This is a genomic window from Rahnella variigena, from assembly GCF_003610915.1.
Classification (GTDB): Bacteria; Pseudomonadota; Gammaproteobacteria; order Enterobacterales; family Enterobacteriaceae; genus Rahnella; species Rahnella variigena.
In genome coordinates this window covers 2,475,556-2,500,962 of sequence record NZ_NSDJ01000001.1, presented here as the reverse complement: position 1 = coordinate 2,500,962, position 25,407 = coordinate 2,475,556, and the positions used below count along the sequence as shown (strand labels likewise).

The 25,407-nt window shown below is 49.5% G+C and carries 26 protein-coding genes and 1 other annotated feature; of the genes, 9 read left to right on the top strand and 17 right to left on the bottom strand.

The features are described from left to right. Position 1: 1 nt before the first annotated feature. The 4 genes from btuD to CKQ54_RS11700 all read right to left on the bottom strand — a co-directional run bounded on the left by btuD (position 2) and on the right by CKQ54_RS11700 (position 2,976). The gene (btuD, locus tag CKQ54_RS11715) at positions 2-757 is read right to left on the bottom strand and encodes a vitamin B12 ABC transporter ATP-binding protein BtuD (protein ID WP_120161881.1); all 756 of its coding nucleotides are present in this window, start codon (positions 755-757) and stop codon (positions 2-4) included. 19 nt (positions 758-776) lie between these two features. Next, on the bottom strand, positions 777-1,328 hold the full coding sequence (locus tag CKQ54_RS11710; RefSeq protein WP_120161769.1) for a glutathione peroxidase: 552 nt from the start codon (positions 1,326-1,328) through the stop codon (positions 777-779). Between the two features lie 62 nt (positions 1,329-1,390). Then, entirely contained in the window at positions 1,391-2,398 is a 1,008-nt protein-coding gene (btuC, locus tag CKQ54_RS11705; RefSeq protein ID WP_120161768.1) for a vitamin B12 ABC transporter permease BtuC, read from the bottom strand. Positions 2,399-2,550: 152 nt separating this feature from the next. Continuing rightward, complete coding sequence (locus CKQ54_RS11700) at positions 2,551-2,976, bottom strand: DUF2502 domain-containing protein (RefSeq protein WP_120161767.1); 426 nt, start codon at positions 2,974-2,976, stop codon at positions 2,551-2,553. Between the two features lie 270 nt (positions 2,977-3,246). Here CKQ54_RS11700 and CKQ54_RS25985 point away from each other — a divergent pair, with 270 nt between their 5' ends. Further along, positions 3,247-3,375: a hypothetical protein gene (locus CKQ54_RS25985; protein WP_274388744.1), complete on the top strand. Its 129-nt coding sequence runs from the start codon at positions 3,247-3,249 to the stop codon at positions 3,373-3,375. A gap of 387 nt (positions 3,376-3,762) precedes the next feature. On the opposite strand, the gene ihfA is transcribed toward CKQ54_RS25985, so the two are convergent. From ihfA to thrS, 8 genes are all read right to left on the bottom strand, one after another. Then, positions 3,763-4,059 carry an integration host factor subunit alpha gene (ihfA, locus tag CKQ54_RS11695; protein ID WP_004089944.1) on the bottom strand — a complete coding sequence of 99 codons (297 nt, stop codon included), beginning with the start codon at positions 4,057-4,059 and terminating at the stop codon, positions 3,763-3,765. A 4-nt stretch (positions 4,060-4,063) separates the two neighbouring features. Further along, a complete protein-coding gene (pheT, locus tag CKQ54_RS11690; protein ID WP_120161766.1) occupies positions 4,064-6,451 on the bottom strand; it encodes a phenylalanine--tRNA ligase subunit beta in 2,388 nt (795 codons plus the stop codon). Between the two features lie 14 nt (positions 6,452-6,465). Next, positions 6,466-7,449: a phenylalanine--tRNA ligase subunit alpha gene (pheS, locus tag CKQ54_RS11685; RefSeq protein WP_112287976.1), complete on the bottom strand. Its 984-nt coding sequence runs from the start codon at positions 7,447-7,449 to the stop codon at positions 6,466-6,468. A gap of 99 nt (positions 7,450-7,548) precedes the next feature. Then, positions 7,549-7,673 (bottom strand) — a sequence feature (Phe leader region). Further along, positions 7,624-7,668: a pheST operon leader peptide PheM gene (pheM, locus tag CKQ54_RS25500; RefSeq protein ID WP_134389264.1), complete on the bottom strand. Its 45-nt coding sequence runs from the start codon at positions 7,666-7,668 to the stop codon at positions 7,624-7,626. (Overlaps the previous feature by 45 nt.) 128 nt (positions 7,674-7,801) lie before the next feature. Continuing rightward, positions 7,802-8,158: a 50S ribosomal protein L20 gene (rplT, locus tag CKQ54_RS11675; protein ID WP_056773451.1), complete on the bottom strand. Its 357-nt coding sequence runs from the start codon at positions 8,156-8,158 to the stop codon at positions 7,802-7,804. Positions 8,159-8,198: 40 nt separating this feature from the next. Beyond that, positions 8,199-8,396: a 50S ribosomal protein L35 gene (rpmI, locus tag CKQ54_RS11670; protein ID WP_013576135.1), complete on the bottom strand. Its 198-nt coding sequence runs from the start codon at positions 8,394-8,396 to the stop codon at positions 8,199-8,201. A 95-nt stretch (positions 8,397-8,491) separates the two neighbouring features. Continuing rightward, positions 8,492-9,043 carry a translation initiation factor IF-3 gene (infC, locus tag CKQ54_RS11665; protein ID WP_013576136.1) on the bottom strand — a complete coding sequence of 184 codons (552 nt, stop codon included), beginning with the start codon at positions 9,041-9,043 and terminating at the stop codon, positions 8,492-8,494. 3 nt (positions 9,044-9,046) lie between these two features. Further along, entirely contained in the window at positions 9,047-10,975 is a 1,929-nt protein-coding gene (gene thrS / locus CKQ54_RS11660; protein ID WP_120161765.1) for a threonine--tRNA ligase, read from the bottom strand. Between the two features lie 289 nt (positions 10,976-11,264). Between thrS and CKQ54_RS11655 the strand changes: the two genes are divergently transcribed. Next, positions 11,265-11,945, top strand: a complete 681-nt coding sequence (locus CKQ54_RS11655) for a MarC family NAAT transporter (protein ID WP_120161764.1) — start codon at positions 11,265-11,267, stop codon at positions 11,943-11,945. A 23-nt stretch (positions 11,946-11,968) separates the two neighbouring features. On the opposite strand, the gene CKQ54_RS11650 is transcribed toward CKQ54_RS11655, so the two are convergent. Continuing rightward, entirely contained in the window at positions 11,969-12,604 is a 636-nt protein-coding gene (locus CKQ54_RS11650; RefSeq protein WP_112287978.1) for a transglycosylase SLT domain-containing protein, read from the bottom strand. Positions 12,605-12,926: 322 nt separating this feature from the next. Between CKQ54_RS11650 and CKQ54_RS11645 the strand changes: the two genes are divergently transcribed. After that, positions 12,927-13,796, top strand: a complete 870-nt coding sequence (locus CKQ54_RS11645; RefSeq protein WP_120161763.1) for a fructosamine kinase family protein — start codon at positions 12,927-12,929, stop codon at positions 13,794-13,796. A gap of 124 nt (positions 13,797-13,920) precedes the next feature. Here CKQ54_RS11645 and CKQ54_RS11640 read toward each other — a convergent pair whose 3' ends face one another. Then, a complete protein-coding gene (locus CKQ54_RS11640) occupies positions 13,921-14,472 on the bottom strand; it encodes a YniB family protein (RefSeq protein WP_120161762.1) in 552 nt (183 codons plus the stop codon). Between the two features lie 191 nt (positions 14,473-14,663). On the opposite strand from CKQ54_RS11640, the gene hxpB reads away from it, so the two are divergent. From hxpB to CKQ54_RS11615, 5 genes are all read left to right on the top strand, one after another. After that, complete coding sequence (hxpB, locus tag CKQ54_RS11635) at positions 14,664-15,329, top strand: hexitol phosphatase HxpB (RefSeq protein ID WP_120161761.1); 666 nt, start codon at positions 14,664-14,666, stop codon at positions 15,327-15,329. Positions 15,330-15,624: 295 nt separating this feature from the next. Continuing rightward, complete coding sequence (gene kduI, locus CKQ54_RS11630; protein ID WP_112287982.1) at positions 15,625-16,461, top strand: 5-dehydro-4-deoxy-D-glucuronate isomerase; 837 nt, start codon at positions 15,625-15,627, stop codon at positions 16,459-16,461. Positions 16,462-16,537: 76 nt separating this feature from the next. Next, entirely contained in the window at positions 16,538-17,299 is a 762-nt protein-coding gene (kduD, locus tag CKQ54_RS11625; protein WP_120161760.1) for a 2-dehydro-3-deoxy-D-gluconate 5-dehydrogenase KduD, read from the top strand. Positions 17,300-17,451: 152 nt separating this feature from the next. Further along, positions 17,452-18,009 (top strand): metal-dependent hydrolase, encoded by a 558-nt coding sequence (locus CKQ54_RS11620; RefSeq protein ID WP_120161759.1) that lies wholly within the window; start codon positions 17,452-17,454, stop codon positions 18,007-18,009. Between the two features lie 188 nt (positions 18,010-18,197). Continuing rightward, the gene (locus CKQ54_RS11615) at positions 18,198-19,589 is read left to right on the top strand and encodes an L-cystine transporter (protein WP_112287985.1); all 1,392 of its coding nucleotides are present in this window, start codon (positions 18,198-18,200) and stop codon (positions 19,587-19,589) included. Between the two features lie 72 nt (positions 19,590-19,661). On the opposite strand, the gene kdgR is transcribed toward CKQ54_RS11615, so the two are convergent. After that, positions 19,662-20,453 carry a DNA-binding transcriptional regulator KdgR gene (gene kdgR, locus CKQ54_RS11610; protein WP_120161758.1) on the bottom strand — a complete coding sequence of 264 codons (792 nt, stop codon included), beginning with the start codon at positions 20,451-20,453 and terminating at the stop codon, positions 19,662-19,664. A 239-nt stretch (positions 20,454-20,692) separates the two neighbouring features. On the opposite strand from kdgR, the gene CKQ54_RS11605 reads away from it, so the two are divergent. Next, complete coding sequence (locus CKQ54_RS11605) at positions 20,693-22,090, top strand: MFS transporter (protein ID WP_120161757.1); 1,398 nt, start codon at positions 20,693-20,695, stop codon at positions 22,088-22,090. A 90-nt stretch (positions 22,091-22,180) separates the two neighbouring features. Here CKQ54_RS11605 and htpX read toward each other — a convergent pair whose 3' ends face one another. Then, positions 22,181-23,062: a protease HtpX gene (htpX, locus tag CKQ54_RS11600; protein WP_112287988.1), complete on the bottom strand. Its 882-nt coding sequence runs from the start codon at positions 23,060-23,062 to the stop codon at positions 22,181-22,183. A 258-nt stretch (positions 23,063-23,320) separates the two neighbouring features. Further along, positions 23,321-25,393 carry a carboxy terminal-processing peptidase gene (gene prc / locus CKQ54_RS11595; protein WP_120161756.1) on the bottom strand — a complete coding sequence of 691 codons (2,073 nt, stop codon included), beginning with the start codon at positions 25,391-25,393 and terminating at the stop codon, positions 23,321-23,323. Positions 25,394-25,407 lie beyond the last annotated feature (14 nt).

Here is a 25,407-nt window from a genome sequence, read left to right as displayed (position 1 = left end):
ATTACGCCATCGCGGCCATTATCCACTGACGACCAGCCAGTTCATATCCCTGAAATGCCACTTTATAAACTGCAGAAAGTGATTCCGGCTGCATAACATCAGAACATTTCCCCGCTGAAATGACTTTACCCGCCGTCATCAGCCAGACCTCATGTGCATAATGCAAAGTATGATTAAGATCGTGGTCACTTATCACGACTGAACGCCCTGCTGCGCAGAATTCCGTGAGCAACTGATCCAGCGCCTGCTGCTGCGCCACGTCAAGACTGTTCATCGGTTCGTCGAGAAATAAAAGACGGCTGTCGGGATTAACGTCAGGCCACACCTGCAATAAGACCGCCGCGAGGCGAACCCGCTGCCATTCACCACCTGAAAGATGTGTGACCGGACGGGCAAGTTTATCGTCAAGATGCAGCGCAGCAGACAACCGTGCAATTGTGCGCTCCAGCACCTCAGGATCAGAGTTTTGTGGCTGATGAAGTGACAGATATTGGAAAACCGGCATCAGGGATGCCGGTGTCAGTTGCTGGCAAAGCCAGGCGCGCAGACGAGCCAGACGCGGGCCTGATAATTCAGCTAACCTTTGTCCGTCGATACAGACCTCACCTTTTCCGGCCGACATACCTGCCAGCCGGTTCAGTAAGGTGCTCTTTCCTGCCCCGTTCGGCCCGATAATATGTATCCGGCTTCCGGGCGAGATGTGAGAACTAAACGCCTGAAGGCGCCCTTCAACCGCAATTTCGCGACATTCCAGCATCTGCGCTTCCATAACTTAGTTATTTTGCCAGAGCTGCTTTAATAATTTCCATGAGAATAGGATCTTCCGGCGACATGTCCGGTGCGAAACGCTGAACAACGGTGCCATCGCGACCGATCAGGAATTTCTCAAAGTTCCACAAGATGTCATCGGGTTTTAAAGGCTGACGGCCTTTGCTCGCAAGACGCTCGTAGAAAGCACTGTCTTCTGGTTTTACCGCCGCAGGACGGGCAGCAATCATCGCCGAATACAGCGGGTGGCGGTTGTCGCCATTGACGTTGATTTTGCTGAACATAGGAAATTTCACGCCAAAGTTCGTGGTACAGAAGGTTTTGATTTCCTCTTCTGTACCCGGTTCCTGCGCGCCAAACTCATTACACGGGAAGCCCAGAACCTCAAATCCCTGGTCGTGCCAGGCCTGATAAATATTCTCCAGACTTTCATATTGTTTGGTCAGGCCACATTGTGACGCTACGTTAACGACCAGCAATACAGAACCTTTATAAGCACCCAGCGTTGTGGTTTCGCCATCAATGGTTTTCAGGGAGATGTCAAAAATGTCATTACTCATCGTTTTTATCCTGATAGTTGCAGGTAGGTAAAGGGAGAGCATAGACGACCCGCCGTAAATAATCAGCGGATTTGTCCGACTCTGATCAGAAGCCAGATGAAGACCGGAGCCCCCAGCGTGGCGGTAACTACACCGACCGGTAATTCAGCGGCATACAGACCCATTCTTGATACCACGTCAGCGAGAAGTAACACGCTGGCGCCGCCAAGCGCACAGGCTGGCAGTAAACGCCGCTGATCGGTGATACCCGCAAGGCGCAGAATATGCGGGATAACCAGCCCAATAAAGCCGATAACGCCGGATAATGCCACGCTCAGCCCGACAATCCAGCCTACCGCGAGAACGAGCACATAGCGCCAGGTTGTCAGAGATATCCCCAGTTGTTGCGCCTGTACGATACCCAATGACAGCAGATTAAGGGCGTTGCCCTGAAAAACCAGCCACAATAATACCGGCAACAACAGCATTGCCAGCCAGATCTGGTTCCAGTCAATACCGCCGAACCCGCCCATCATCCAGTACATCAGCTGGCGCAAATCAAGATTACTGCTGAAGTAAATGGCCCAGGTCATTAAAGCGCTACAGACGATACCAATCGCCACGCCGACCAGCAGCATACGGGCGTTAGTTAACCGTCGTTTACGGGAAATCGTTAACAGGAAAAATGTGACAATCAGTGCCCCTGCAATCGCCGCCAGACTCATCACCCAGACAGGTAAAATGCCTTGGCCGAGCATGACACACAATACCAGCGCCACACCGGCACCATTGGCAACGCCGAGCAATCCGGGTTCGGCGAGCGGGTTTTCGAATAATGACTGCATGACTGCGCCAGCAACCGCGAGACTGGCACCGACTAAAATCACCGCGATAGCCCGGGGTAAGCGCAGTTGCCAGACAAAAAGTCGCGCCTCACTGCCCAGCCACTGATTGGGCCATAACCAGTTTTCACCCGCACTCAGGCTGAATACGCAGATCATTACCAGCAACAGGCTCAGCCCGACCAGCCAGCGGCGGTCACGGCGTTCCCGTTGTTGTTCAAGAGCAGAATAGGTCTGCGAAATGGGCATGTAAGGCTGTTTCCTGAGACTCACCGTGGATGACTATCCTACCGATATTAGTCAGTTAGCTCTGGTGAGTGAACAGGATAATGATAAAAACAGGAAACAAAAAAGCCGGTGACAAGGCACCGGCCTGAAAAGTCTTCATTGAAACGCGAGAATTAGTGGCCCTGATGGCCATCTGGCGGGATTGGCTGGCCGTTCCCGTGATTGTCATTATGCCCGCCCTGATGATCACGATTATCATGATGAACACCATTGTCACGATGATTGCCGCTGTTCGGGTGGCCCTGATCGTGTGGCGGATTGTGTGGCGGATTGCTATGACCACGCTGCGGCGGTTTGGGATCCCAGCGGTTGCCATGCCAGTACATACCATGCTCATTGCGCTCACCATAATGATGGCCCTGATGGTCATGCCACCACTGCGGCGGACGCCAGTCGTAACCATCCCAGTAATAGCCACGCTGGTCCTGATCCCCGAGATGAACCGATACGCCGGGTACGTTAACGTCAACAGAAACATTTGCCTGCGCGATCACAGGCAATGCCAGTGCACAACAAAGCAATAAAAGTGATTTTTTCATAAGAGTCACGCCTTCTTTATTTTTTATGACGCGTTTTTTATATCAGGCAGGAAAGACAGAGAATATAAGAGTGCGGCGTATTTTCGGATAACTTGCTGTGACCTTACAATAAAAATACAAACATATCCTGTTTGAAATACATCAACAGGATGAAGATTATTAACTATTCAATTCTTATTACGATACTAACAAATCTTAACGCAAGCCTGACGATAATCCGTCTGCCGTTTATTTATAATAAAATTGTTTATTCCAATAAAGGACATTCTTATGCGTCGTATTCTCGCTTTCTTTGGTGTTGCTCTGGTTGTCGTAAGCCTCAGTGGCTGTATCTTCCCGGGGCCTTATGGTCACGGTGGCGGCCATGGCGGTGGTCATCCGCATTATTACTGGCGCTAACATTAATTAAGAATTTTCATCATTGCATTTGTTTATTTACTGACTGCGAATCTGAATATAAACATTTGCCAATGCGTTTAACATCAAGGGGCTTCGGCCCCTTTTTTGTTTTATGCAACCATTGTATTTATTGCGGCTGATATAAAAAGTTGAATAAAACAGCACTGATAAAAAAGTCAGCTCTTAATTAACAACCTGTAAGGTGGAGATAATATTTCGCCTTGATCTGGCGTTAGATTTAATCTATCAGACGATTCCTGAAACAACTACCCCATTAACGAAATCTTTTCACTTCCTGCGCAATTTAACGCAAATTATTTCCTCTCAGAGAACCGTAAATTCAGCCCAAAAAAAAGGCCGCTTTCGCGGCCTTTTTGATGTTTTCACTTATTCTTTCGGAGTGGCATTCTCTACACGACTTTTCAATTTCTGTCCCGGACGGAAAGTCACCACACGACGCGCCGTGATCGGAATATCTTCGCCGGTTTTCGGGTTACGTCCCGGACGTTGGTTTTTGTCACGCAGATCAAAGTTGCCAAAGCCAGACAGTTTTACTTGCTCGCCATTTTCCAAAGCACGACGTACTTCTTCGAAAAATATCTCAACAAGGTCTTTGGCATCCCGTTTGCTCAGCCCGAGCTTCTCAAACAGGTGTTCTGACATTTCAGCTTTAGTAAGCGCCATAGGTTCAATCCCTCAAGGATGCTTGGAATCGCTGTTTTAGAGCCTCTACACATTTTGCAACGGTAGCGGCGATCTCCTCTTCTTCCAGTGTACGGCCGGTATCCTGCAACACCAGACTGATAGCCAGGCTCTTGTAACCTTCAGCTACGCCCTTGCCACGGTACACATCAAACAAGTTTACGCCAACTACCTGATTTGCGCCAACTTTCTTGCACTCTGCCAAAATATCGTCTGCGGGCACATTTTCGGCCACTACCACAGCGATGTCACGACGGTTCGCCGGGAAGCGAGAAATCTCTTTCGCATCAGGCAGTACGCGGTCTGCGACCTTGTTCCATAACAATTCGAAGACCACGGTACGACCATTAAGATCGAGTTTACGTTCCAGCTCAGGGTGTACTACACCAATGAAACCAATACGTTCGCCGCGTAAATAAATCGCCGCGCTTTGCCCAGGATGCAGCGCAGGATTTGCTTCAACCTTGAACTGTACGTCGTTCATTTTGCCGGTAAGCTCAAGAATAGCCTCAAGATCACCTTTCAAATCGTAGTAGTCAACTGCCTGACGCGCCAGATCCCAATGCTCTTCATTTTTAGTACCCGAGATCACACCAGACAGCATGACGTCCTGACGGATACCCAAATCGGCTTGTGTATCAGGGACAAAGCGCAGGCCGCTTTCAAATAAACGCACGCGACTTTGCTGACGATTTTGGTTATTTACTACCGCAGTCAGCAGGCCAGACCACAGGGAAAGACGCATTGCCGACATTTCCACCGAAATCGGGCTTGGCAAAATCAGCGCTTCTTCACCAGGGTGCAGGAGAGCCTGAACTTTTGGATCCACAAAACTGTAGGTGATCGCTTCCTGGAATCCACGGTCAACCAGCAGATTTTTCACACGTTTAAGCGACAAATTCGCTTCACGGTGTTTAGTCATCACCAGACTGGCTTTCACTGGCACATCAGGAATGTTGTTGTAGCCGTAAACACGGGCCACTTCTTCCACCAGGTCTTCTTCGATTTGCATATCGAAACGCCAGCTTGGTGCGACAGCCACCCAGTGGTCGGCTTTATGCTCAACCTGACAGCCCAGACGGGTCAGAATATCGGTTACCTGTGCGTCTTCTACATGGTGGCCAATCAGGCGATCCAGTTTTTCACGACGCAATGTGATGGTAGCCGCTTTTGGCAGATGCTCTTCTGAAGTCGCGTTGATGACCGGACCGGCTTCACCACCACAAATACTCAGCAGCAACGCAGTTGCGCGCTCAATGGCTTTGAATTGCAGCTCTGGATCCACACCACGTTCATAGCGATGTGAAGCGTCTGTGTGCAGACCCTGACGGCGTGCACGGCCAGTAATTGAGAGCGGAGCAAAGAACGCAGATTCCAGCAGGACATCCTGCGTTTCATCATTCACACCTGAATGTTCGCCACCAAAGATACCGGCCATCGCCAGCGCTTTCTCGTGGTCAGCGATGACCAGCGTGTCTTCCGCCAGTTTCGCTTTGGTGCCATCAAGCAACGTTAATGCTTCGTCTTTCTGCGCCATGCGCACAACAATGCCACCGCTGATGCGATTCAGATCGAACGCATGCATTGGCTGACCGAGTTCCAGCAGCACGAAGTTGGTAATATCCACAACAGCGTCGATAGAACGGATACCACAGCGGCGCAGTTTTTCACGCATCCACAACGGCGTAGCGGCCTTAACATTGATGCCTTTAACCACACGGCCCAGATAACGCGGACACGCCTGAGGCGCCTGCACATCAATGGAGATTGTGGCGTCAACGGTAGCTTTCACCGGATTGATTTCCGGCTCGACCAGCGGCAGCTGATTAATCACCGCAACATCACGTGCCACGCCCAGGATACCCAGACAGTCAGCACGGTTTGGCGTCACGCTGATTTCGATAATGGTGTCATCGAGCTTCAGGAATTCACGGATATCAGTCCCGACTGGCGCATCAAGCGGCAGCTCAATGATACCGTCGTGATCTTCCGAAATACCCAGCTCAGAGAAAGAACACAACATGCCTTCTGAAGGCTCGCCACGCAGCTTGGCGGCTTTGATTTTGAAATCACCCGGCAATACCGCGCCGACAGTCGCGACGGCAACTTTAAGGCCCTGACGGCAGTTTGGTGCGCCGCAAACGATATCGAGCAGGCGATCGCCACCGACATTCACTTTAGTCACACGCAGTTTGTCTGCGTTAGGGTGCTGACCACATTCGACAACTTCACCGACAACCACGCCATTAAATGCGCCGGAAACCGGATCAACGCCATCGACTTCAAGGCCAGCCATGGTGATTTGGTCTGATAATGCTTCGCTGCTGATGGCTGGGTTTACCCACTCACGCAACCAGAGTTCACTGAATTTCATGTGATATTCCCGCCTTACTTAAACTGTTTGAGGAAACGCAGATCATTTTCGAAGAATGCACGCAGGTCAGTCACGCCATAGCGCAACATAGTCAGACGTTCCATTCCCATTCCGAAGGCAAAACCGGAATACACTTCTGGGTCAATGCCGACGTTGCGCAGAACATTCGGATGCACCATGCCGCAACCCAGTACTTCCAGCCACTTGCCATTTTTACCCATTACATCCACTTCCGCAGAAGGTTCTGTGAACGGGAAATAGGAAGGACGGAAACGAATCTGCAAATCAGCTTCAAAGAAGTTGTTCAGGAAATCGTGCAGCGTGCCTTTCAGGTTGGAGAAGCTGATGTCTTTATCAACAATCAGGCCTTCCATCTGATGGAACATCGGGGTGTGAGTCTGGTCGTAATCGTTACGATAAACGCGGCCCGGCGCGATGATACGAATCGGCGGCTGCTGATCTTTCATCGTCCGGATCTGAACACCGGAAGTCTGTGTGCGCAGCAAACGCTTGGCATCAAACCAGAATGTATCGTGATCAGCACGTGCCGGATGGTGTCCCGGAATATTCAGTGCATCGAAGTTATGATAGTCATCTTCGATTTCAGGGCCGGTTTCCACGGTAAAGCCTAATTCACCGAAGAAGGTTTCAATGCGGTCGATAGTACGGGTCACCGGGTGCAGACCACCGTTTTCGATGCGGCGACCAGGCAGGGAAACGTCAATCGTTTCTTCAGCCAGACGCGCATTCAATTCAGCAGACTCCAGCGTATTTTTACGCGCGTTCAGGGCTTCCTGAACCTGCGCTTTCGCTTCATTGATGACCGCACCCGCTGCCGGGCGTTCTTCCGCAGGTAATTCACGGAGTGTTGTCATCTGGAGTGTCAGGTGGCCTTTCTTACCCAGATATTCGACACGCACGTTATCCAGCGCGGCGATGTCCTGAGCACTCTCTACGGCTGCCTTGGCATTGGCAACCAGCTCTGCGAGATGTGGCATTGCTTTCCTCTTCTTCTGGCCAATATGGCCCGATGTAAAATAACCGTGATTAATCAGGGGCGCGATTTTGACCCTGAACCTTAGTGTATAAAGCACAGATACAAAAAAGCCTCCACGAGGGAGGCTTAGGCGCTACTTTTCATTTCTTCTCTTACGCGCGAAAGCCTTCCTGAGTCAGGCGCTAAAGTAAAAAAAGAAACGGAAAATAGCAGGATTCATGCTTGCGTTACCTTATCGGTTGTAAATTTTGTGCTGACGTTCTGATGACACTACAGAGGGTATTAAACAACGAAACAGAATGTTTTTAAACACAAAATATAAAAGAGGGAGCAAGCTCCCTCTTTCACCTGACTTACGCCAGTGCTGCTTTCGCTTTCTCAACCAGAGCGGCAAATACCACTTTGTCGAAGACTGCGATGTCAGCCAAGATCTTACGGTCAATTTCAATAGAAGCTTTTTTCAAGCCGTTAATGAATTTGCTGTAAGACATGTCGTTCTGACGAGCTGCTGCGTTGATACGCGCGATCCACAGCTGACGGAACTGACGTTTCTTTTGACGACGGTCACGGTAGGCGTATTGACCAGCTTTGATAACAGCCTGGAATGCAACACGATATACGCGAGAACGGGCACCGTAGTAACCTTTCGCCTGTTTTAAGATTTTCTTGTGACGTGCACGTGCAATCACACCACGTTTTACGCGAGCCATATGCTCTCCTGAGTTTTATATTCTAAATGAAAAAGTGTATTTATGCGTACGGCAGACATGCAGAGACCAGACCCAAATCGTTCTTGGATACCAGGCCTTTTGGACGCAAGTGACGTTTACGCTTAGTAGCTTTTTTGGTCAGAATATGACGCAGGTTTGCGTGCTTACGCTTAAAACCACCGTTGGCGGTTTTTTTGAAGCGTTTAGCGGCGCCGCGTACTGTTTTGATCTTTGGCATTTTAAATTCCACTTCGCATTGTTATTAACATGAATCAGAAAGGCGAATCCAGCATGCGCGGTGCGAACACCGCGCAGCAGGATTACTTGGAAGCCTTACTGTTTCTTCTTAGGTGCGAGCACCATGATCATCTGACGACCTTCGATCTTCGTAGGGAAGGATTCGACAACGGCCAGTTCAGAATCTTCACACAGGTCTTTACGGACGCGGTTAAGCACTTCCATACCGATCTGTTGGTGCGCCATTTCACGCCCACGGAAACGCAGGGTGATTTTGGCTTTATCGCCATCTTCCAGAAAGCGAATCAGGTTGCGTAGTTTGACCTGATAGTCGCCATCATCGGTACCAGGTCGGAATTTGATTTCCTTAACCTGAATAACTTTTTGTTTCTTTTTCTGCTCTTTAGTCGACTTGCTCTTCTCGTAGAGGAATTTGCCGTAATCCATGATTCGACAAACTGGCGGCTCGGCATTCGGACTGATTTCTACTAAATCGACGCCCGCTTCCTCAGCTTTTTCAAGAGCTTCATTCAGACTGACAATACCAATCTGCTCGCCATCGACGCCTGTGAGGCGAACTTCTTGCGCGCGAATCTCTTTGTTAATGCGATTAGGACGCGCCGGTTGAACTCGTTTTCCGCCTTTAATACTTTATTCCTCCAGTTGATGAAGACTTCTGCTGCGGATTTCCGCCAGCAGTTTGTCAACGACTTCGCTAACATCCATGCTTCCTAAGTCTTTGCCGCGGCGGGTACGAACAGCAACTTTGCCTGCTTCGACCTCTTTATCGCCACAAACTAACATGTAAGGAACACGGCGTAGCGTGTGTTCGCGAATTTTAAAGCCAATCTTCTCATTTCTCAAGTCGGCTTTAACGCGAATGCCTGCATCTTGCAGTTTTTTAGTTAATTCTTCGACATAGGTAGCTTGTGAATCAGTGATATTCATGATCACTACCTGGACCGGAGCTATCCATGTTGGGAAGAAGCCAGCGTATTCTTCAGTCAGAATACCGATGAAACGCTCCATTGAACCCAGGATAGCACGGTGAATCATTACCGGGACCTGACGGTCGTTGCTTTCGCCAATATAAGAGGCGTTCAAGCGACCAGGTAATGAAAAGTCGAGCTGCACGGTACCACACTGCCACGCACGATCCAAACAATCGTGCAAGGTAAATTCAATTTTCGGACCGTAGAACGCCCCTTCACCAGGCTGATATTCGAACGGAATGTCGTTTTCAGTCAGCGCGGCTGCCAGATCATCCTCAGCACGAGTCCACATTTCGTCAGTACCAATGCGCTTCTCAGGACGAGTGGACAATTTCACCACAATCTTTTCGAAGCCAAAAGTGCTGTACATGTCGTAAACCATACGGATACAGCTGTTCACTTCATCACGTACCTGCTCTTCAGTACAGAAGATGTGGGCATCGTCCTGAGTGAAGCCACGAACGCGCATCAGACCATGCAATGCACCTGACGGCTCATTACGATGGCAGCTGCCGAACTCCGCCATACGCAGCGGCAGATCGCGGTAGGATTTCAGACCCTGGTTAAAGATCTGAACGTGACCCGGGCAGTTCATAGGTTTGATGCAGTATTCACGGTTTTCAGAAGAAGTAGTGAACATTGCTTCTTTGTAGTTTTCCCAGTGACCTGTTTTTTCCCACAGCACGCGGTCCATCATGAACGGACCTTTCACTTCCTGATAGTCGTATGACTTCAGTTTCATGCGCACGAAGGCTTCCAGCTCACGGAAAATAGTCCAGCCATCGTTGTGCCAGAACACCATACCTGGCGCTTCTTCCTGCATGTGATACAGGTCGAGTTGCTTACCAATTTTACGGTGGTCTCGTTTACCGGCTTCTTCCAGACGCTGAATATAGGCATTGAGTTGCTTTTTATCTGCCCATGCGGTGCCGTAGATACGTTGCAGCATCTTGTTGTCGCTGTTACCACGCCAGTAAGCACCGGATGTTTTCTGCAGTTTGAAATGATGGCAGAAACGCATGTTCGGTACGTGCGGACCACGGCACATGTCGACGTATTCTTCATGGTGGTACAAGCCCGGACGATCATCATGACTGATGTTTTCATCCAGAATGGCCACTTTGTATTCTTCGCCACGGCTTGCAAAGGTATCGCGCGCTTCCTGCCAGCTGACTTTCTTTTTAATAACGTCGTAATTCTTTTCAGCCAGTTCGTGCATGCGCTTTTCAAGCAGTTCGATGTCTTCCTGAGTCAACGTGCGATCTAAATCGACGTCGTAGTAGAAGCCATTATCGATAACCGGACCGATAGCCATTTTAGTGTCTGGCCACAATTGCTTGATGGCATGACCCAAAAGGTGCGCACAAGAGTGGCGCAAAATTTCAAGACCGGCTTCGTCTTTAGCGGTGATGATCGCCAGTTGTGCATCGGTTTCAATCAAATCAGTTGCATCAACCAGTTCGCCGTTAACGCGACCCGCGATACAGGCTTTCGCCAGACCCGGACCGATATCAAGCGCAACATCAAGAGGAGAAACGGGGCGATCAAAAACGCGCTGGCTTCCATCAGGAAGAGTAATGACAGGCATGTTAATTCCTTAATCTACAGTGGTGCCCCACACGACAGAGCACATCTAGAAAAATATTTGAGTGTGATTTCATGTAGTTATCCACGCTATCCAGCTTTACTTTGCCAAATATAGACACCCTGAAATACATCACGTAAATGTATCGGGATGCGACGTGAAAACAGGCAACGAGTTTAACACCCGTAAAGTGCGAATTTCCAGCAACCTGTGTTGCTTAATGTGGATATTTTTCGTGTAATCCCCTCCTGCAAGATAAGCTATTCAGAGAAACATGAGATAAGGGAAGCATATGTCTGAAGTCAGGCTGTTATTTGAAGCAATAGGTTTGGGCCTGGTGGTACTCCTTCCGCTGGCAAATCCCCTGACTACCGTGGCGCTGTTGCTCGGCCTTTCAGGGAAAATGACCACGCAGGAAAGAAACCAGCAATCGCTAATGGCCTCTGTATATGTCTTCATCATCATGATGGTGGCGTATTACGCAGGCCAGCTGGTTATGAACACGTTTGGGATTTCAATTCCCGGTCTAAGAATTGCAGGGGGTCTGATCGTCACTTTTATCGGTTTCAGAATGCTTTTCCCACAACCCCATGTGGAAGAAAGAGTATTAATTGAGAATAAAACCGAGGAAATGAGGAAACAGGAATCGCCAAATATCGCCTTCGTTCCGCTGGCGATGCCAAGCACGGCGGGCCCGGGTACGATTGCGATGATCATCAGCAGCGCGTCTACCGTACGGGATTCTGATTTCCCGCACTGGGTTATTACCGTTGCACCGGTGATTATTTTCTTTTTAGTCGGACTGATTTTATGGTTAACGCTGCGCAGTTCAGGTGCGATTATGCGCCTGGTCGGCAAGAGCGGGATTGAAGCGATTTCACGTCTGATGGGATTCTTACTGGTGTGTATGGGGGTTCAGTTTGTGATTAACGGGATCCTTGAAATCATCAAAACATTACCGCCAGCAGCCTGAACTGCTGGCGGTAACATCAACGCTTATCGCATGGCAAGATAAGCGTTGTTCACCTTCCACAAATAACGCGGCGCCTGAGGTGCCGGATGGTTTTTCTGCACATGCTGGGAAAATTCAGCAGGCGTCATCAGATTAATCTTCGCAATGGCGTAGGTTTTATCTTTCGCAAACGTTCTTAGCAATGCCCCTGCCCCGTTCACATAGGCTAATGTGGTCGCATAACGACGGGTTTCAGGGTTGTTAATGCCCGACAGCTGTTGCTGCAGGATACTCAGATACGCCGTTCCCAGATCAATGTTCACCGCCGGATCTTTCAAATCACGTGGCGTAGGCTGACCGTAACGTCCTTTCATCCGGTAGGCATCGCGTCCTGCCGTTGAGGCCTTTAGCTGCATTAACCCAATCGCATTCGATTTGCTGACAACGGTTGGGTTATATCCAGATTCGACCTGAATGATAGCTTTAACAAGTGTTTCGTCGACGCCGTAAGTATTTGCCGCCTGGTGAATAACATCACCATAAGGCCCCGGGTGCATTAATGAAGCATCGCGCTGAGGTAGCGGTGATGGATTCAAAAAACGCGTAGTTTGAACCGGTGTTTCTTTAGCGCAACCCGCCAGTAATAGCGCGGCCATCAAATAAAGAATGTTTGGTTTCACGTTATCTCTCTCGCGACTGGGACGAGATGTAGCATATACATCTTCTTTCCACACCTGAATATATTTTTAGTCTATTATTATTATTGTTTTGTTAAACAAGGGGGTTAGGAACATGTCGATAAGACAATTCCGCATATAAAACCTCTTTTATGTCACATATTCTGAAAATAACAGATTCATTGATTACGCTCTCAGTCCGTCAACATCGTAAATTGCATAAATTAACGTCATCATCTGATTCAGCCGTGCGCCGGATCGGGTTTTTGAAACAGAGAAAACGCTAACTTAATGAATTATCGGGCCAGTCAGAAGGGGTAATACCATGTGGCAAGCCGTCAATCGTTTGTTGAGTGAACACCTTGGCAGTGCTGAAATCCGCGAACGTGTTGAACTGCCGGGAGGTGAAATCCATCCGGCCTGGCGGCTGAGCTATGGCGACAGGGATGTATTTGTGAAATGCAATGCGCGCGAGATGTTGCCTATTTTTGCCGCAGAAGCCGATCAACTCGCCCTGCTTGCGCGTAGTCAGACCGTCCGGGTGCCGGAAGTTTACGGAGTGGGCAGTGACCGTGATTACAGCTTTCTTCTGCTTGAATACATTCCGCAAAAACCGCTGGATGCGCATAATGCGTATGTTTTAGGGCAACAACTTGCCGCTTTGCACCAATGGAGTGAACAGCTGCAATTTGGTCTTGATTTCGATAATGAACTCGCGACACTCCCGCAACCTAATAGCTGGCAACGGCGTTGGGCCACGTTTTTTGCTGAGCAGCGGATTGGCTGGCAGTTACAACTGGCGGCAGAGAAAGGCATGACATTCGGTAATATTGAAGATATCACCGCATTAGTACATGCGCGTTTACAGAATCATCAGCCGCAGCCGTCTCTATTACATGGCGATTTATGGCCGCATAACTGCGGGTTATCTGATAATGGTCCCGTTATTTTCGACCCAGCTTGTTACTGGGGCGACAGAGAATGTGATCTGGCCATGTTGCCGTTGTATCCCAATGTTCCACCTCAGTTATATGATGGCTATCAGAGTAAAACGCCTTTACCGGACGGCTTCATTTCAAGGCAGCCTCTCTACCAGTTATATTATTTACTTAACCGCAGTAATTTATTCGGCGGTCAACATCTGGTGGTGGCTCAACGTGCGGTAGAGAGATTGCTACACGATGACATCAATTAACGCAGTGCTCTTTTAGCGTAAAAAATAAGGCCGGAATACGTGAATATTCAGGCCTTATTTAAATATCTTACATCGTCATCAACCTATCACTCAACAACGGAATGTTATGAATATGTTGTATGAGCTATCCGGCAATTAACCCTAATAATTTCAAAATGAAATATCCGATAACTGCAATAATGATCGGCAAAATATACAACGGAAAATACTGCACCAAAATGGTGTGCCGGGGTATCACAATGCGTTCTTCAATCTGAGGACGAGTCCGCCCTTCTGCGCCCTTCGCCTGCTCAAGGATAAGCTGATCCTGGATCCCCTCGCGAACATGTTTCACCTGACGGGACATTCTTGCGCCGGATGCCTGAAGTGCCAGCCCCACAAAGATTAGCCAGTAGATGATGAAGAACATGATATTCGCACTTGTCACGCCCTGTCCGAGTGACGGCACCGGCGAGTTGTACCAAAAAACGTTCAAAAATGAAGTGTTAAACTTAATCATATCAACCATAACGTGGACAAAGTCCAGCATAACGGCGTTGATGCCCTGCTCAGTTTTAGTATGCTCATTGATAAAGGTTAGCAATGAGATCAGCGTCGAAAGCAGCGCAGGGATAAAAATAATCCATCCTGCAATCCGTTTAAACACTGCCACACGTCCGGCCTGTTGGTACGTCATGAATTCCCCTTGTTAGGATACCTTAAGCAATAGCTAAGTTTACCCACAGAAAGGTTTTTCCGCCCAATGTTTTAATCAGTTAGCACCTCTTCAGTGCCAGCAACAATGCCATATGTCCGTATAACGGATTTCGTCCGCGCGAAAGCCAATGCTAAAGTGAGGATCTATTCACTGTTAGGGAGTCCGCTTTCATGGCTTATGTCCGCCCTGTTAATGCAGCAATTTTCGATATGGATGGTCTGTTAATTGATTCTGAACTGTTGTGGGTTCAGGCAGAACTGGACGTTTTCAGCAGCCTTGGCGTCGATATTTCTCAGCGACATTTGCTGCCCGACACGCTTGGGTTGCGTATCGATCAGGTTGTCAGAATGTGGTATCAGGTTTTGCCGTGGCAGGGACCGGGTCAGGAGGAAGTCGCTTCGATGGTCATTGCCCGTACCATTGAACTGGTAGAACAAACCCGGCCATTGTTACCTGGCGTTAATCACGCGCTGGAATTGTGCCGTGATCAGGGGCTGAAAATTGGCCTGGCCTCAGCGTCACCTTTATTCATGCTTGATACCGTGCTGGAAATGTTCAATCTGCAATCCTATTTCCAGGTTCGCGTATCTGCCGAGAAACTGCCTTACAGCAAACCCCATCCCGAAGTTTACCTGCTGGCTGCCGGCGAGTTAGCGGTCGACCCGCTGAACTGCGTCACGCTGGAAGACTCCTTTAATGGCATGATCGCTACCAAAGCCGCGCGTATGCGTTCGATTGTTGTGCCAGACCATGAATACAGCGCGGATCCCCGCTGGGCGCTGGCGGATGTCAAACTCTCTTCGCTTGAAGAATTACGTGTGGCACACATCAGTTAAAATTTATGCGCAGTCGCTCATGCTGCTGCGCATCCTTCCTGTTTAGCTTTCTTCTTTACTGATGACCTCTGCCACAATTGTCAAATCTGCGTTTAATTTCGCAAACCTTGAACTGACTCATAAAATAAATAAAACGATATTTCATTTTTATTGAATTCGCATACCAATGAACCTATTCTTTCTGCAACAAGGACGAGCCGGGAGCTCTCCTGCTTCTGTACGCTGTCACTGCCACGCAACGGTCAGACTCGCCCGGTAAGTCCTCCTTAACCGATATCCAACGAGAGGCACCGACATGCAAGTTCGTCAAAGCATTCACAGCGACCACGCAAAAACGCTTGATACCGCTGAATTACGCCGCGAATTTCTCATCGAGAAAATCTTTGAAAAAAATGCCTACACCATGACCTACAGCCATATTGACCGCATCATTGTCGGCGGCGTCATGCCTGCTGAAAAAACGGTATCCGTGGGCGATGAAGTCGGCAAACAACTTGGCGTGAGCTATTTCCTCGAACGTCGCGAACTGGGCGTGATCAACATTGGCGGGCCTGGCCTTATTGTGGTTGATGGCACGACGTATGAAATTGGTCATGAAGAAGCGCTGTATGTCGGCAAGGGAGCAAAACTTGTTGAATTCAGTAGCGTTAATGCGACTACACCTGCCAAGTTTTACTATAACAGCGCCCCTGCACATACCACTTTTCCAAACAAAAAGATCACGCTGGCGGAGGCCTCACCACAAACTATCGGCGACGCAGCGACCAGCAACCGCCGCACTATCAACAAATTTATCGTGCCGGACGTACTGGAAACCTGCCAGCTGACCATGGGACTGACCAAGCTTGAAGAAGGTAGCCTGTGGAATACCATGCCTTGCCACACCCACGAGCGCCGCATGGAAGTCTATTTCTACTTCAACATGGAAGCGGAAACTGCGGTATTCCACATGATGGGGCAGCCGCAGGAAACCCGTCATTTATTAGTGCATAACGAGCAGGCGGTGATTTCCCCAAGCTGGTCGATTCATGCGGGCGTAGGGACCAAAAATTACACCTTCATCTGGGGTATGGTGGGAGAAAATCAGGTATTCGACGATATGGATCACGTCAAAGTCAGCGAACTGCGCTAACTTTCTGGCTCTGTCACCGCAGGCGGAGCCACTCAATTTTTATGGCGAACATGCCGTTGCAAAAGAGACTCTGAATATGATCCTCGATTCATTTGAATTAAACGGCAAAGTCGCCATCGTGACCGGTTGTAACACCGGACTTGGCCAGGGCATGGCGTTGGGTCTCGCTCAGGCGGGTTGCGATATTGTGGGTATCAACCAGTCCGCGCCAGAAGAGACAGAACAAAAGATTATCGCCACCGGCCGCCGCTTTCTCGATGTACGCGCCGACCTTAGCAGTATTATAGAAATCCCGAAGCTTATCGAAAAAGCCGTCTCTGAATTCGGCCATATCGACATCCTGGTGAATAACGCTGGGATTATCCGCCGCGAAGATGCTATTGAGTTCAGCGAAAAAAACTGGGACGACGTAATGAATGTGAACAGTAAGACGCTGTTCTTTATGTCTCAGGCAGTAGCGAAGCAGTTCATTAAACAAGGCAATGGCGGCAAAATCATTAATATTGCCTCAATGTTGTCGTATCAGGGCGGGATCCGCGTTCCTTCCTATACCGCATCTAAAAGCGCAGTCATGGGGATTACCCGGCTGATGGCTAACGAATGGGCAAAGCATAAGGTTAATGTCAATGCGATCGCGCCGGGTTACATGTCCACAAACAACACCGAGCAACTTCGCGCAGATGGCGATCGCAGCAAAGAAATTCTCGACAGGATCCCGGCCGGACGCTGGGGTTTACCGGAAGATGTCATGGGGCCTGTAGTGTTTCTTGCCTCAAAAGCCTCCGATTACGTCAACGGTTACACGATTGCGGTAGATGGCGGCTGGCTGGCGAGATAACTGCTCAGAACGTGACAATCAAATGGCGTATTTTTATACGCCTTTTTCTTTTTAATCAGTCCGTTGACAATTAGTTACAGGGTGTCTCTTCCAAGATTGTGACAGTTTCACTTATACTGGATAAAATAACAGTTATCCAGTTCGGACGCGTCATGACGGCGGAAGGCCATCTCATTTTCTCAATAGCCTGTGCGGTATTTGCCAAAAAGGCGCAGCTCTCTCCAGAGCTGGCGCACGGCGACTGGTGGCATATTATTCCAGGGTCCCTGCTTACCTGTTTATTGCCCGACATCGACCATCCGAAATCCGTGCTGGGTCAGCGTCTGAAGTGGCTTTCCCATCCAATCGCCCGGGCATTCGGTCACCGCGGTTTTACCCACAGTTTACTGGCTGTGGCGGGCGGTATCTTCCTTTTGCGCACGCATTTTCCGCACGACTGGGTCATTCCGGTAGACGCTTTCCACGCCATGATCATTGGTTATCTGAGCCACATTCTTGCGGATATGCTGACGCCAGCTGGCGTTCCCCTGCTGTGGCCCTGTCGCTGGCGCTTTCGTCTGCCGATCATCAACAGTCAAAAAGGCAATCAACTGGAACGGACGTTGTGTCTGATGCTGGTCGGGTTAACGCTGTTCTGGCCCGACTGGACGCCCATCATTGGTGCAATCAATCCTGATATTTTTAATCACATCCTGAAATTGTTCATCTGACCTGCATGAAATACGCGCAATTTGGCGATATTTGATACGAATTAACCCAAAAAGTTATAAAGCATTCTTTTTGGATATAAATGTTCAGGTGTCCAAACTGATATTCTTCTCACCATTGCTTTGGGATGGTGCAAACCCTGTCGGGGACACCCGTTTTAAATATCATAACTATAAGTCTGGAGTTCGGTATGAATCTTCCGCTCGTTCTTAACGTAGTGGTTTTCGTTGTTCTCCTGTTGCTGCTGGCGCAAACCCGCCACAAGCAATGGAGTCTGGCAAAAAAAGTATTACTCGGTCTGGCCATGGGTGTTGTATTTGGTCTGGCTTTACAGCTGATCTACGGTTCCGACGATCCGGTACTGAAAACCTCTATTACCTGGTTCAACATTGTTGGTAACGGCTACGTCCAATTGCTGCAAATGATTGTCATGCCGCTGGTCTTCGTTTCGATTCTGAGTGCGGTAGCAAAACTGCATAACGCGTCTTCGCTGGGCAAAATCAGTTTCCTGACCATCGGTACCCTGCTGTTCACCACGCTGATTGCCTCGCTGGTGGGTATCTTTGTTACCGGCCTGTTTGGTCTGACCGCTGAGGGTCTGGTACAAGGTACGCAGGAAACCGCGCGTCTGACTGCGATTCAGTCAAACTATGTAGGTAAAGTGGCTGACCTGAGCGTGCCTCAGTTAATCCTTTCCTTTATTCCTAAGAACCCGTTTGCTGACCTGACTGGCGCAAGTCCGACGTCAATCATCAGCGTCGTTATCTTTGCTGCTTTCGTGGGTGTTGCCGCGTTGCAGCTGGTAAAAGATGACGCAGAAAAAGGCCCTCGTGTTCTGGTCTTCATCGATACCCTGCAGGCATGGGTGATGAAACTGGTACGTCTGGTCATGAAACTGACCCCGTATGGTGTTCTGGCGCTGATGACCAAAGTGGTTGCCGGTTCCAACATTCAGGACATCATTAAACTCGGCAGCTTCGTTGTCGCGTCTTATCTGGGTCTGGGGATTATGTTTGTGGTTCATGCCGTACTGCTTTCTTTCACTGGCGTGAATCCTGCGAAATTCTTCCGTAAAGTCTGGCCGGTGCTGACCTTCGCGTTCACCAGTCGTTCCAGTGCGGCAACCATTCCGCTGAGTGTTGAAGCGCAAACACGTCGTCTGGGTATTCCGGAATCTATCGCAAGCTTTGCCGCTTCCTTTGGTGCCACTATCGGCCAGAACGGTTGTGCAGGTCTGTACCCGACAATGCTGGCCGTGATGGTTGCACCAACCGTCGGTATTAACCCGTTTGATCCAGTATGGATTGCGACGCTGGTTGGTATCGTGACACTGAGCTCTGCCGGTGTGGCGGGTGTCGGTGGCGGTGCGACCTTTGCTGCGCTGATCGTATTACCTGCTATGGGTCTGCCGGTCACGCTGGTGGCACTGCTTATCTCCGTCGAGCCATTGATTGATATGGGTCGTACTGCGCTTAACGTCAGCGGTTCAATGACTGCCGGTACGATTACCAGCCAGTTACTGAAACAGACCGACAAAGAAGTGATGAATTCAGAAGAAACAGCAGAACTGGCACACCGCTAAGTTCAGATTGCTGAAAACAAAAAACCGAAGCCATTGGCTTCGGTTTTTTTATGCCTACATTTCCGCATTTACTCAGAAAGGATAATCGTGGAATCCGATCTGCTCAGAGATATTGCGCGCGGCGGTATGCAGCATTTCGACGTAATGGCTTTTGCTTTCTTCAGAGAAACGGATAGTCGGGAAGGAAATGCTCAACCCGGCAATCACAACCCCAAAGCGGTCAAAGACAGGAACAGCGATACAACGCAGACCTTGTTCCTGTTCTTCATTATCTTCGCCATAACCTTGCTCACGCACCTGCACCAATGCACTCTGCAAATCAGCTGCATTCATGATGGTGTTTTCGGTACTGCGGGTGAATTCAATTTCCTGCAACAGCGTACTGACTTCCGCTTTGTCGCCCCACGCCAGCAGCACTTTACCAATCGCCGTGGTATGCAGGGGATTGCGGCGACCAATGCGTGAATGCATACGCAGGTTGTACATGGAATCAATTTTATGGATGTAGACGATGCCGTCTTCATCCAGCGCGCCAAGGTGAATAGTTTCACGGGTCAGGCGGGACAATTCGCGCATCTGAATATCAGCGCTGCGGATAAGATCGACGTTTTGCAGTGCCTTAGCACCCAGCTCAAACAATTTCAGAGTCAGTGAATATTTCTCTGACTCACCTTCCTGTGCAACATAGCCGAGTGACTTCATAGTCTGAAGGAAACGGTATACCGTGCTTTTAGACATCATAACGCGTTGAGAAAGTTCAGTAATACCAATCTCACGTTCTTCGCCCAGCGCCTGTAAAATACCAAAAACTTTCAGGACAGAAGAGACGGAATCGGGTTGCTTATCAAGATCTGCGATAGCCATAGGGTGAGTTACCTGCTCGCGTTGGTTTTGTTTCAAAAAAAATAGAACGTGGTTTTTATTATAGTGGTAAGCCTTGTACAGAAGCAATCAACCCATTGATTGAGAATGTAAGAACTGTTAAGCCAGTTTCATTCCCGGCAGAGGGATAAATAATTCATTTCATCATGTGACAATTGTCACTTTAAGTTGATTAGCGTAGTAATATTCCCCTTACTGATGACTACGCACTGACAGAACTCATGACTCCAACACCCACTGATGGCTTACCTCTTCCACAACGATACGGCGCGATCCTGGCGATTGCGCTGGGGATCACCGTTTCTGTGCTTGACGGGGCGATCGCAAATGTCGCACTCCCGACGATTGCCAATGATTTCCATGCCAGTCCGGCGACGTCAATCTGGGTGGTGAATGCCTACCAGCTGGCGATTACCATTTCGCTGCTTTCTCTGGCATCGCTTGGCGATATTTTCGGCTACCGCCGCATTTATCAGACCGGGCTGTTGGTGTTTAGTATCACCTCACTTTTTTGCGCCCTCTCAGATTCCCTGCTGACACTGACGGTCGCCCGCGTTTTACAAGGTTTTGGCGCCGCCGCGATCATGAGTGTGAACACCGCGCTTATCCGGATTATTTATCCTCAGCGATTCTTAGGGCGCGGCGTAGGCATCAATGCGCTGATTGTGGCCGTGTCTGCTGCTGCCGGACCGACCATCGCTGCGGGCATCCTTTCTGTCGCGTCCTGGCAATGGCTGTTTGCCATCAACGTGCCGATCGGTATTGTTGCTCTGATTCTGGGTCTGAAGTTTCTGCCGGCGAACTCCACACGCAGTCAGGGGCAGCGTTTTGATATTACCAGCAGCGTGATGAACGCTCTGACCTTTGGTTTACTGATCAGCGCCATCAGCGGGTTTGCGCAAGGAATGAATCATATGCTGATCCTCGGCGAAGTCATTGCCCTTCTGGTCATTGGCTGGTTCTTTGTTCGGCGTCAGCTGACGAGACCCTTCCCGCTGCTGCCGGTTGATTTGCTGCGTATTCCGATTTTCAGTATGTCGCTCGGGACATCCCTGTGCTCTTTCAGCGCACAGATGCTGGCATTTGTTTCCCTGCCCTTCTTCCTGCAAAACACACTGGGTCTGAATTCAGTTGAAACCGGCCTTCTGCTGACGCCGTGGCCGCTGGCGACGATGGTGATGGCGCCGATTGCAGGCCGTCTGGTGGAGCGTTTCCATCCGGGAATGCTGGGCGGAATTGGTCTGGTGGTCTTTTCATTCGGGCTATTTTCACTTTCATTACTGCCACCCGAGCCTTCGCATCTGAACATTATCTGGCGCATGTTACTCTGCGGAGCCGGTTTCGGGTTATTTCAGTCACCCAATAACCACACAATTATCAGCTCAGCACCGCACAATCGCAGTGGCGGAGCCAGTGGCCTGTTGGGTACAGCGCGCCTTCTGGGACAAACTACCGGCGCGGCAATGGTCGCACTGATGTTTAACCTGTTCCCTCAGCACGGTACGCACGCTTCTTTGATCCTCGCCGGAACTCTCGCAGGCACCGGCGCTCTGGTCAGTCTGCTGCGAATGACGCAAAAAACCAGCAGTCAGCGTGAAGCAGAAAACGCTAAGCTGTAAAATTCAGGCATGAAAAAGCCCGGCTATAATGGCCGGGCTTTTATTAACCAATCATCGCCAGAGGCTGATTATTGGCTTCTTATTTGCTTCTTATTTAATGTATGCACCGCTGCGCAATGCTTCAATACGCTTATCCAGCGGCGGGTGAGACATAAACAACTCGCTGAATGATTTCGATTTACCGTTGATGCAGAACGCCATCATGCTTCCCGCTTCCTGCGGCTCATGACTGGTTTTCAGACGCTGCAATGCAGCAATCATTTTCTCACGACCTACCAGTTTTGCAGAACCCGCATCGGCATGGAATTCACGGTGACGCGAGAACCACATGGTGATGATGCTGGCCAGAATACCGAACACCAGTTCCAGCACGGTTGCCACGGCGAAATAAATCAACGGGTTACCGTTACTGCTCTCTTCGCCATCACGGTTACCGGAAAGGAAACCAGAAGCCACCTGCGCGATAATACGTGAAATGAAGATAACGAAGGTGTTCACCACACCCTGGATAAGGGTCATGGTCACCATATCGCCATTCGCAATGTGGCTGATTTCGTGCGCGATAACCGCTTCGGCTTCGTCCTGACTCATGCTTTGCAGCAATCCGGTGCTGACAGCTACCAGAGAGGCATCGCGGCGCGCGCCTGTCGCGAACGCATTAATATCTGGCGCGTGATAAATCGCGACCTGTGGCATACCAATGCCCGCCTGCTGAGACTGACGACGAACAGTTTCCATCAACCAACGTTCAGTTTCATTACGAGGTTGCTCGATAACTTCACCACCCACCGAGCGCAACGCCATCCATTTAGACATCAGCAACGAGACAATTGCACCACCGAAGCCAAACAGCCCGGCCATGATCATCAATCCCGGCACGCTGCTGTGCTGAATGCCAGTCAGGCTAAGCACCAGCCCGAATACCAGCATAACGGCCAGGTTAGTCAGCAGGAACAACGCTATACGCATCATAAAATTTTACTTCCTCATTGTTACTTCATTGTTATTGGCAGAGTTTAACCACCGGCACATAGCACACCCGGCTGTACTGATCCTATGGGCTTCTTACTAAGATTCAAGAGCCCGTGCGTTCTGAAGGTCTAAAATCACAATACTTTACATTTTGAAGCGTTTTATTTCACAGACAAGCCTGAAATTTAGAAGATTTTTCATAATTCACGCATAAAAAAAGCGCACCGGAGTGCGCTTCTTATTTGTCCAACTGCGTGCTTATTTCGCAGCAGTCTGGTCGGCCTGAGCCTTTTCCAGTTTGCCGAGATCAACAGCAATATGGTCAGCTTCATCGAGATAAGGATCCGGAGCAACGTAGTCTTTCGGCAAATCGTCGAGAGATTTAAGCGGCTTCTTACCTTCACGTTTGAAGCGTTCATTCAGACGGCTAAGACGCAGGGCATCATCCTCTTTATCTTCTTTATCACGCTGCGCGTAATTCAGAGAGGCGATGTTACGTTTGTCTTTCAGCGCCTTGTAATGAGCAATGTCTTGCTGGATGTACTGGAACTCTGGATCTTTCGCAATACGGGCTTCATGGTCTTTCAGCAATTCAGGCAGGAACGGTTTCATGTCGCCTAATTTGGTGTAAGTTGCCGCATTAATGCTATCCCACGGAAGTGCGTTATCTTCGAACTTCTCGCCGGTTTCAATCGATTCAATACCGGTTGGCATCAGAATGTCCGGGGTCACCCCTTTACGCTGAGTACTGCCACCATTGATACGATAAAACTTCTGGATAGTGTATTGCACGGAACCGAGTGCAGGCCATTCCGGGCGCAGCATCTGGTCATAAATACGGTTCAGCGAACGGTATTGCTGAACGGTACCTTTACCGAAGGTTGGCTCACCGACAATCAGCGCACGACCATAATCCTGCATTGCAGCTGCAAAGATTTCGGAAGCGGAAGCACTGAAGCGATCAACCAGTACCACCAGCGGGCCTTTATAGTAAACGACGCCATCGGTATCGCTGTCCTGACGGATGCGGCCGTTGTTATCGCGAACCTGAACCACCGGGCCACTTGGAATAAACAGACCAGACAGCGAAACCGCTTCAGTCAGAGCACCACCACCGTTAGTACGGAGATCGATAACCAGACTGTTGACGTTCTGCTTCGCCATTTTCTGCAACTGAACTTTAACGTCATCCGTCAGGCCAACGTAGAAACCAGGAATGTCCATCACAGCGACTTTTTGAGCGCCAACATTCTTAATGGTCATTTTAACTGCGCGGTCTTCCAGACGGATTTTCTCGCGAGTCAGCGTGATCACGTGGTTTTTAGCATTCTTGCCAGCCGGCAAGATTTGCAGACGGACTTTGCTGCCTTTCGGCCCTTTGATGAGCGCGACGACGTCGTCAAGACGCCAGCCAATCACATCGACAATTGGCGTTTGTTTTCCTGCCTGAACCTGGCCCACACCGACAATACGGTCACCGACTGCGATAGCTTTGCTTTTGGCCGCCGGGCCGCCAGCTACCATCGAATTGATGACTGTGTAATCGTCGTCACCCTGCAATACCGCGCCAATACCTTCCAGAGACAGGCTCATTTCGGTATTAAACTGCTCGGTGCTGCGGGGGGAGAGATAGTTGGTGTGCGGATCGATTTCATGCGCGAAGGCATTCATCACCAGCTGGAAAACATCTTCGCTGTTACTTTGTGTCAGGCGTTTCATCGCAAAATGATAACGCTTGGAGAGCACGTCACGGATTTCCTGATCGTTTTTGCCAGTCAGTTTGAGGTTCAGCTCGTCATATTTGACTTTCGCATCCCACAATTTGTCCAGCTCAGCGCGGTCTTTCGGCCACGGTGCTTTAGTGCGATCAAGTTCAATCGTGTCGTTGCCCGTGAAATCCATCGGGCGCTCAAGCACTTTCAACGCATAGTCATAGCGTTCAAAGCGGCGTTTTTGAGCCAGATTGAAAAGAGCATATGGCGTGGTTAACTGACCGGTTTTCAGTTCCTCACCCAAGGTTGCACGTTTATCAGTAAACTGTGCGACATCGGAAGCCATTAATACGTTATGGCCATAATCGAGCATGTTGAGGTAACGGTCGAAGATTTTCGCTGAGAAATCTGCATTAAGGTCGAACTGACGATAATGTGAACGGGTAAGGCGAGCAGTAACACGCTCGCTCACCGTTGCATCCTGAGGATCCTGAGTTAAATTAGGAAGTTGAGCGAGAGTCACCGGTGCACTCTCGTTCGCTGCAAAGCTGGTGTTCACCAGCCCTGCTCCTGCCATTAACAGACCCGCAATAACGCTTAATCTGACAAATTTGTTCATGCCTGAGTTGGCCT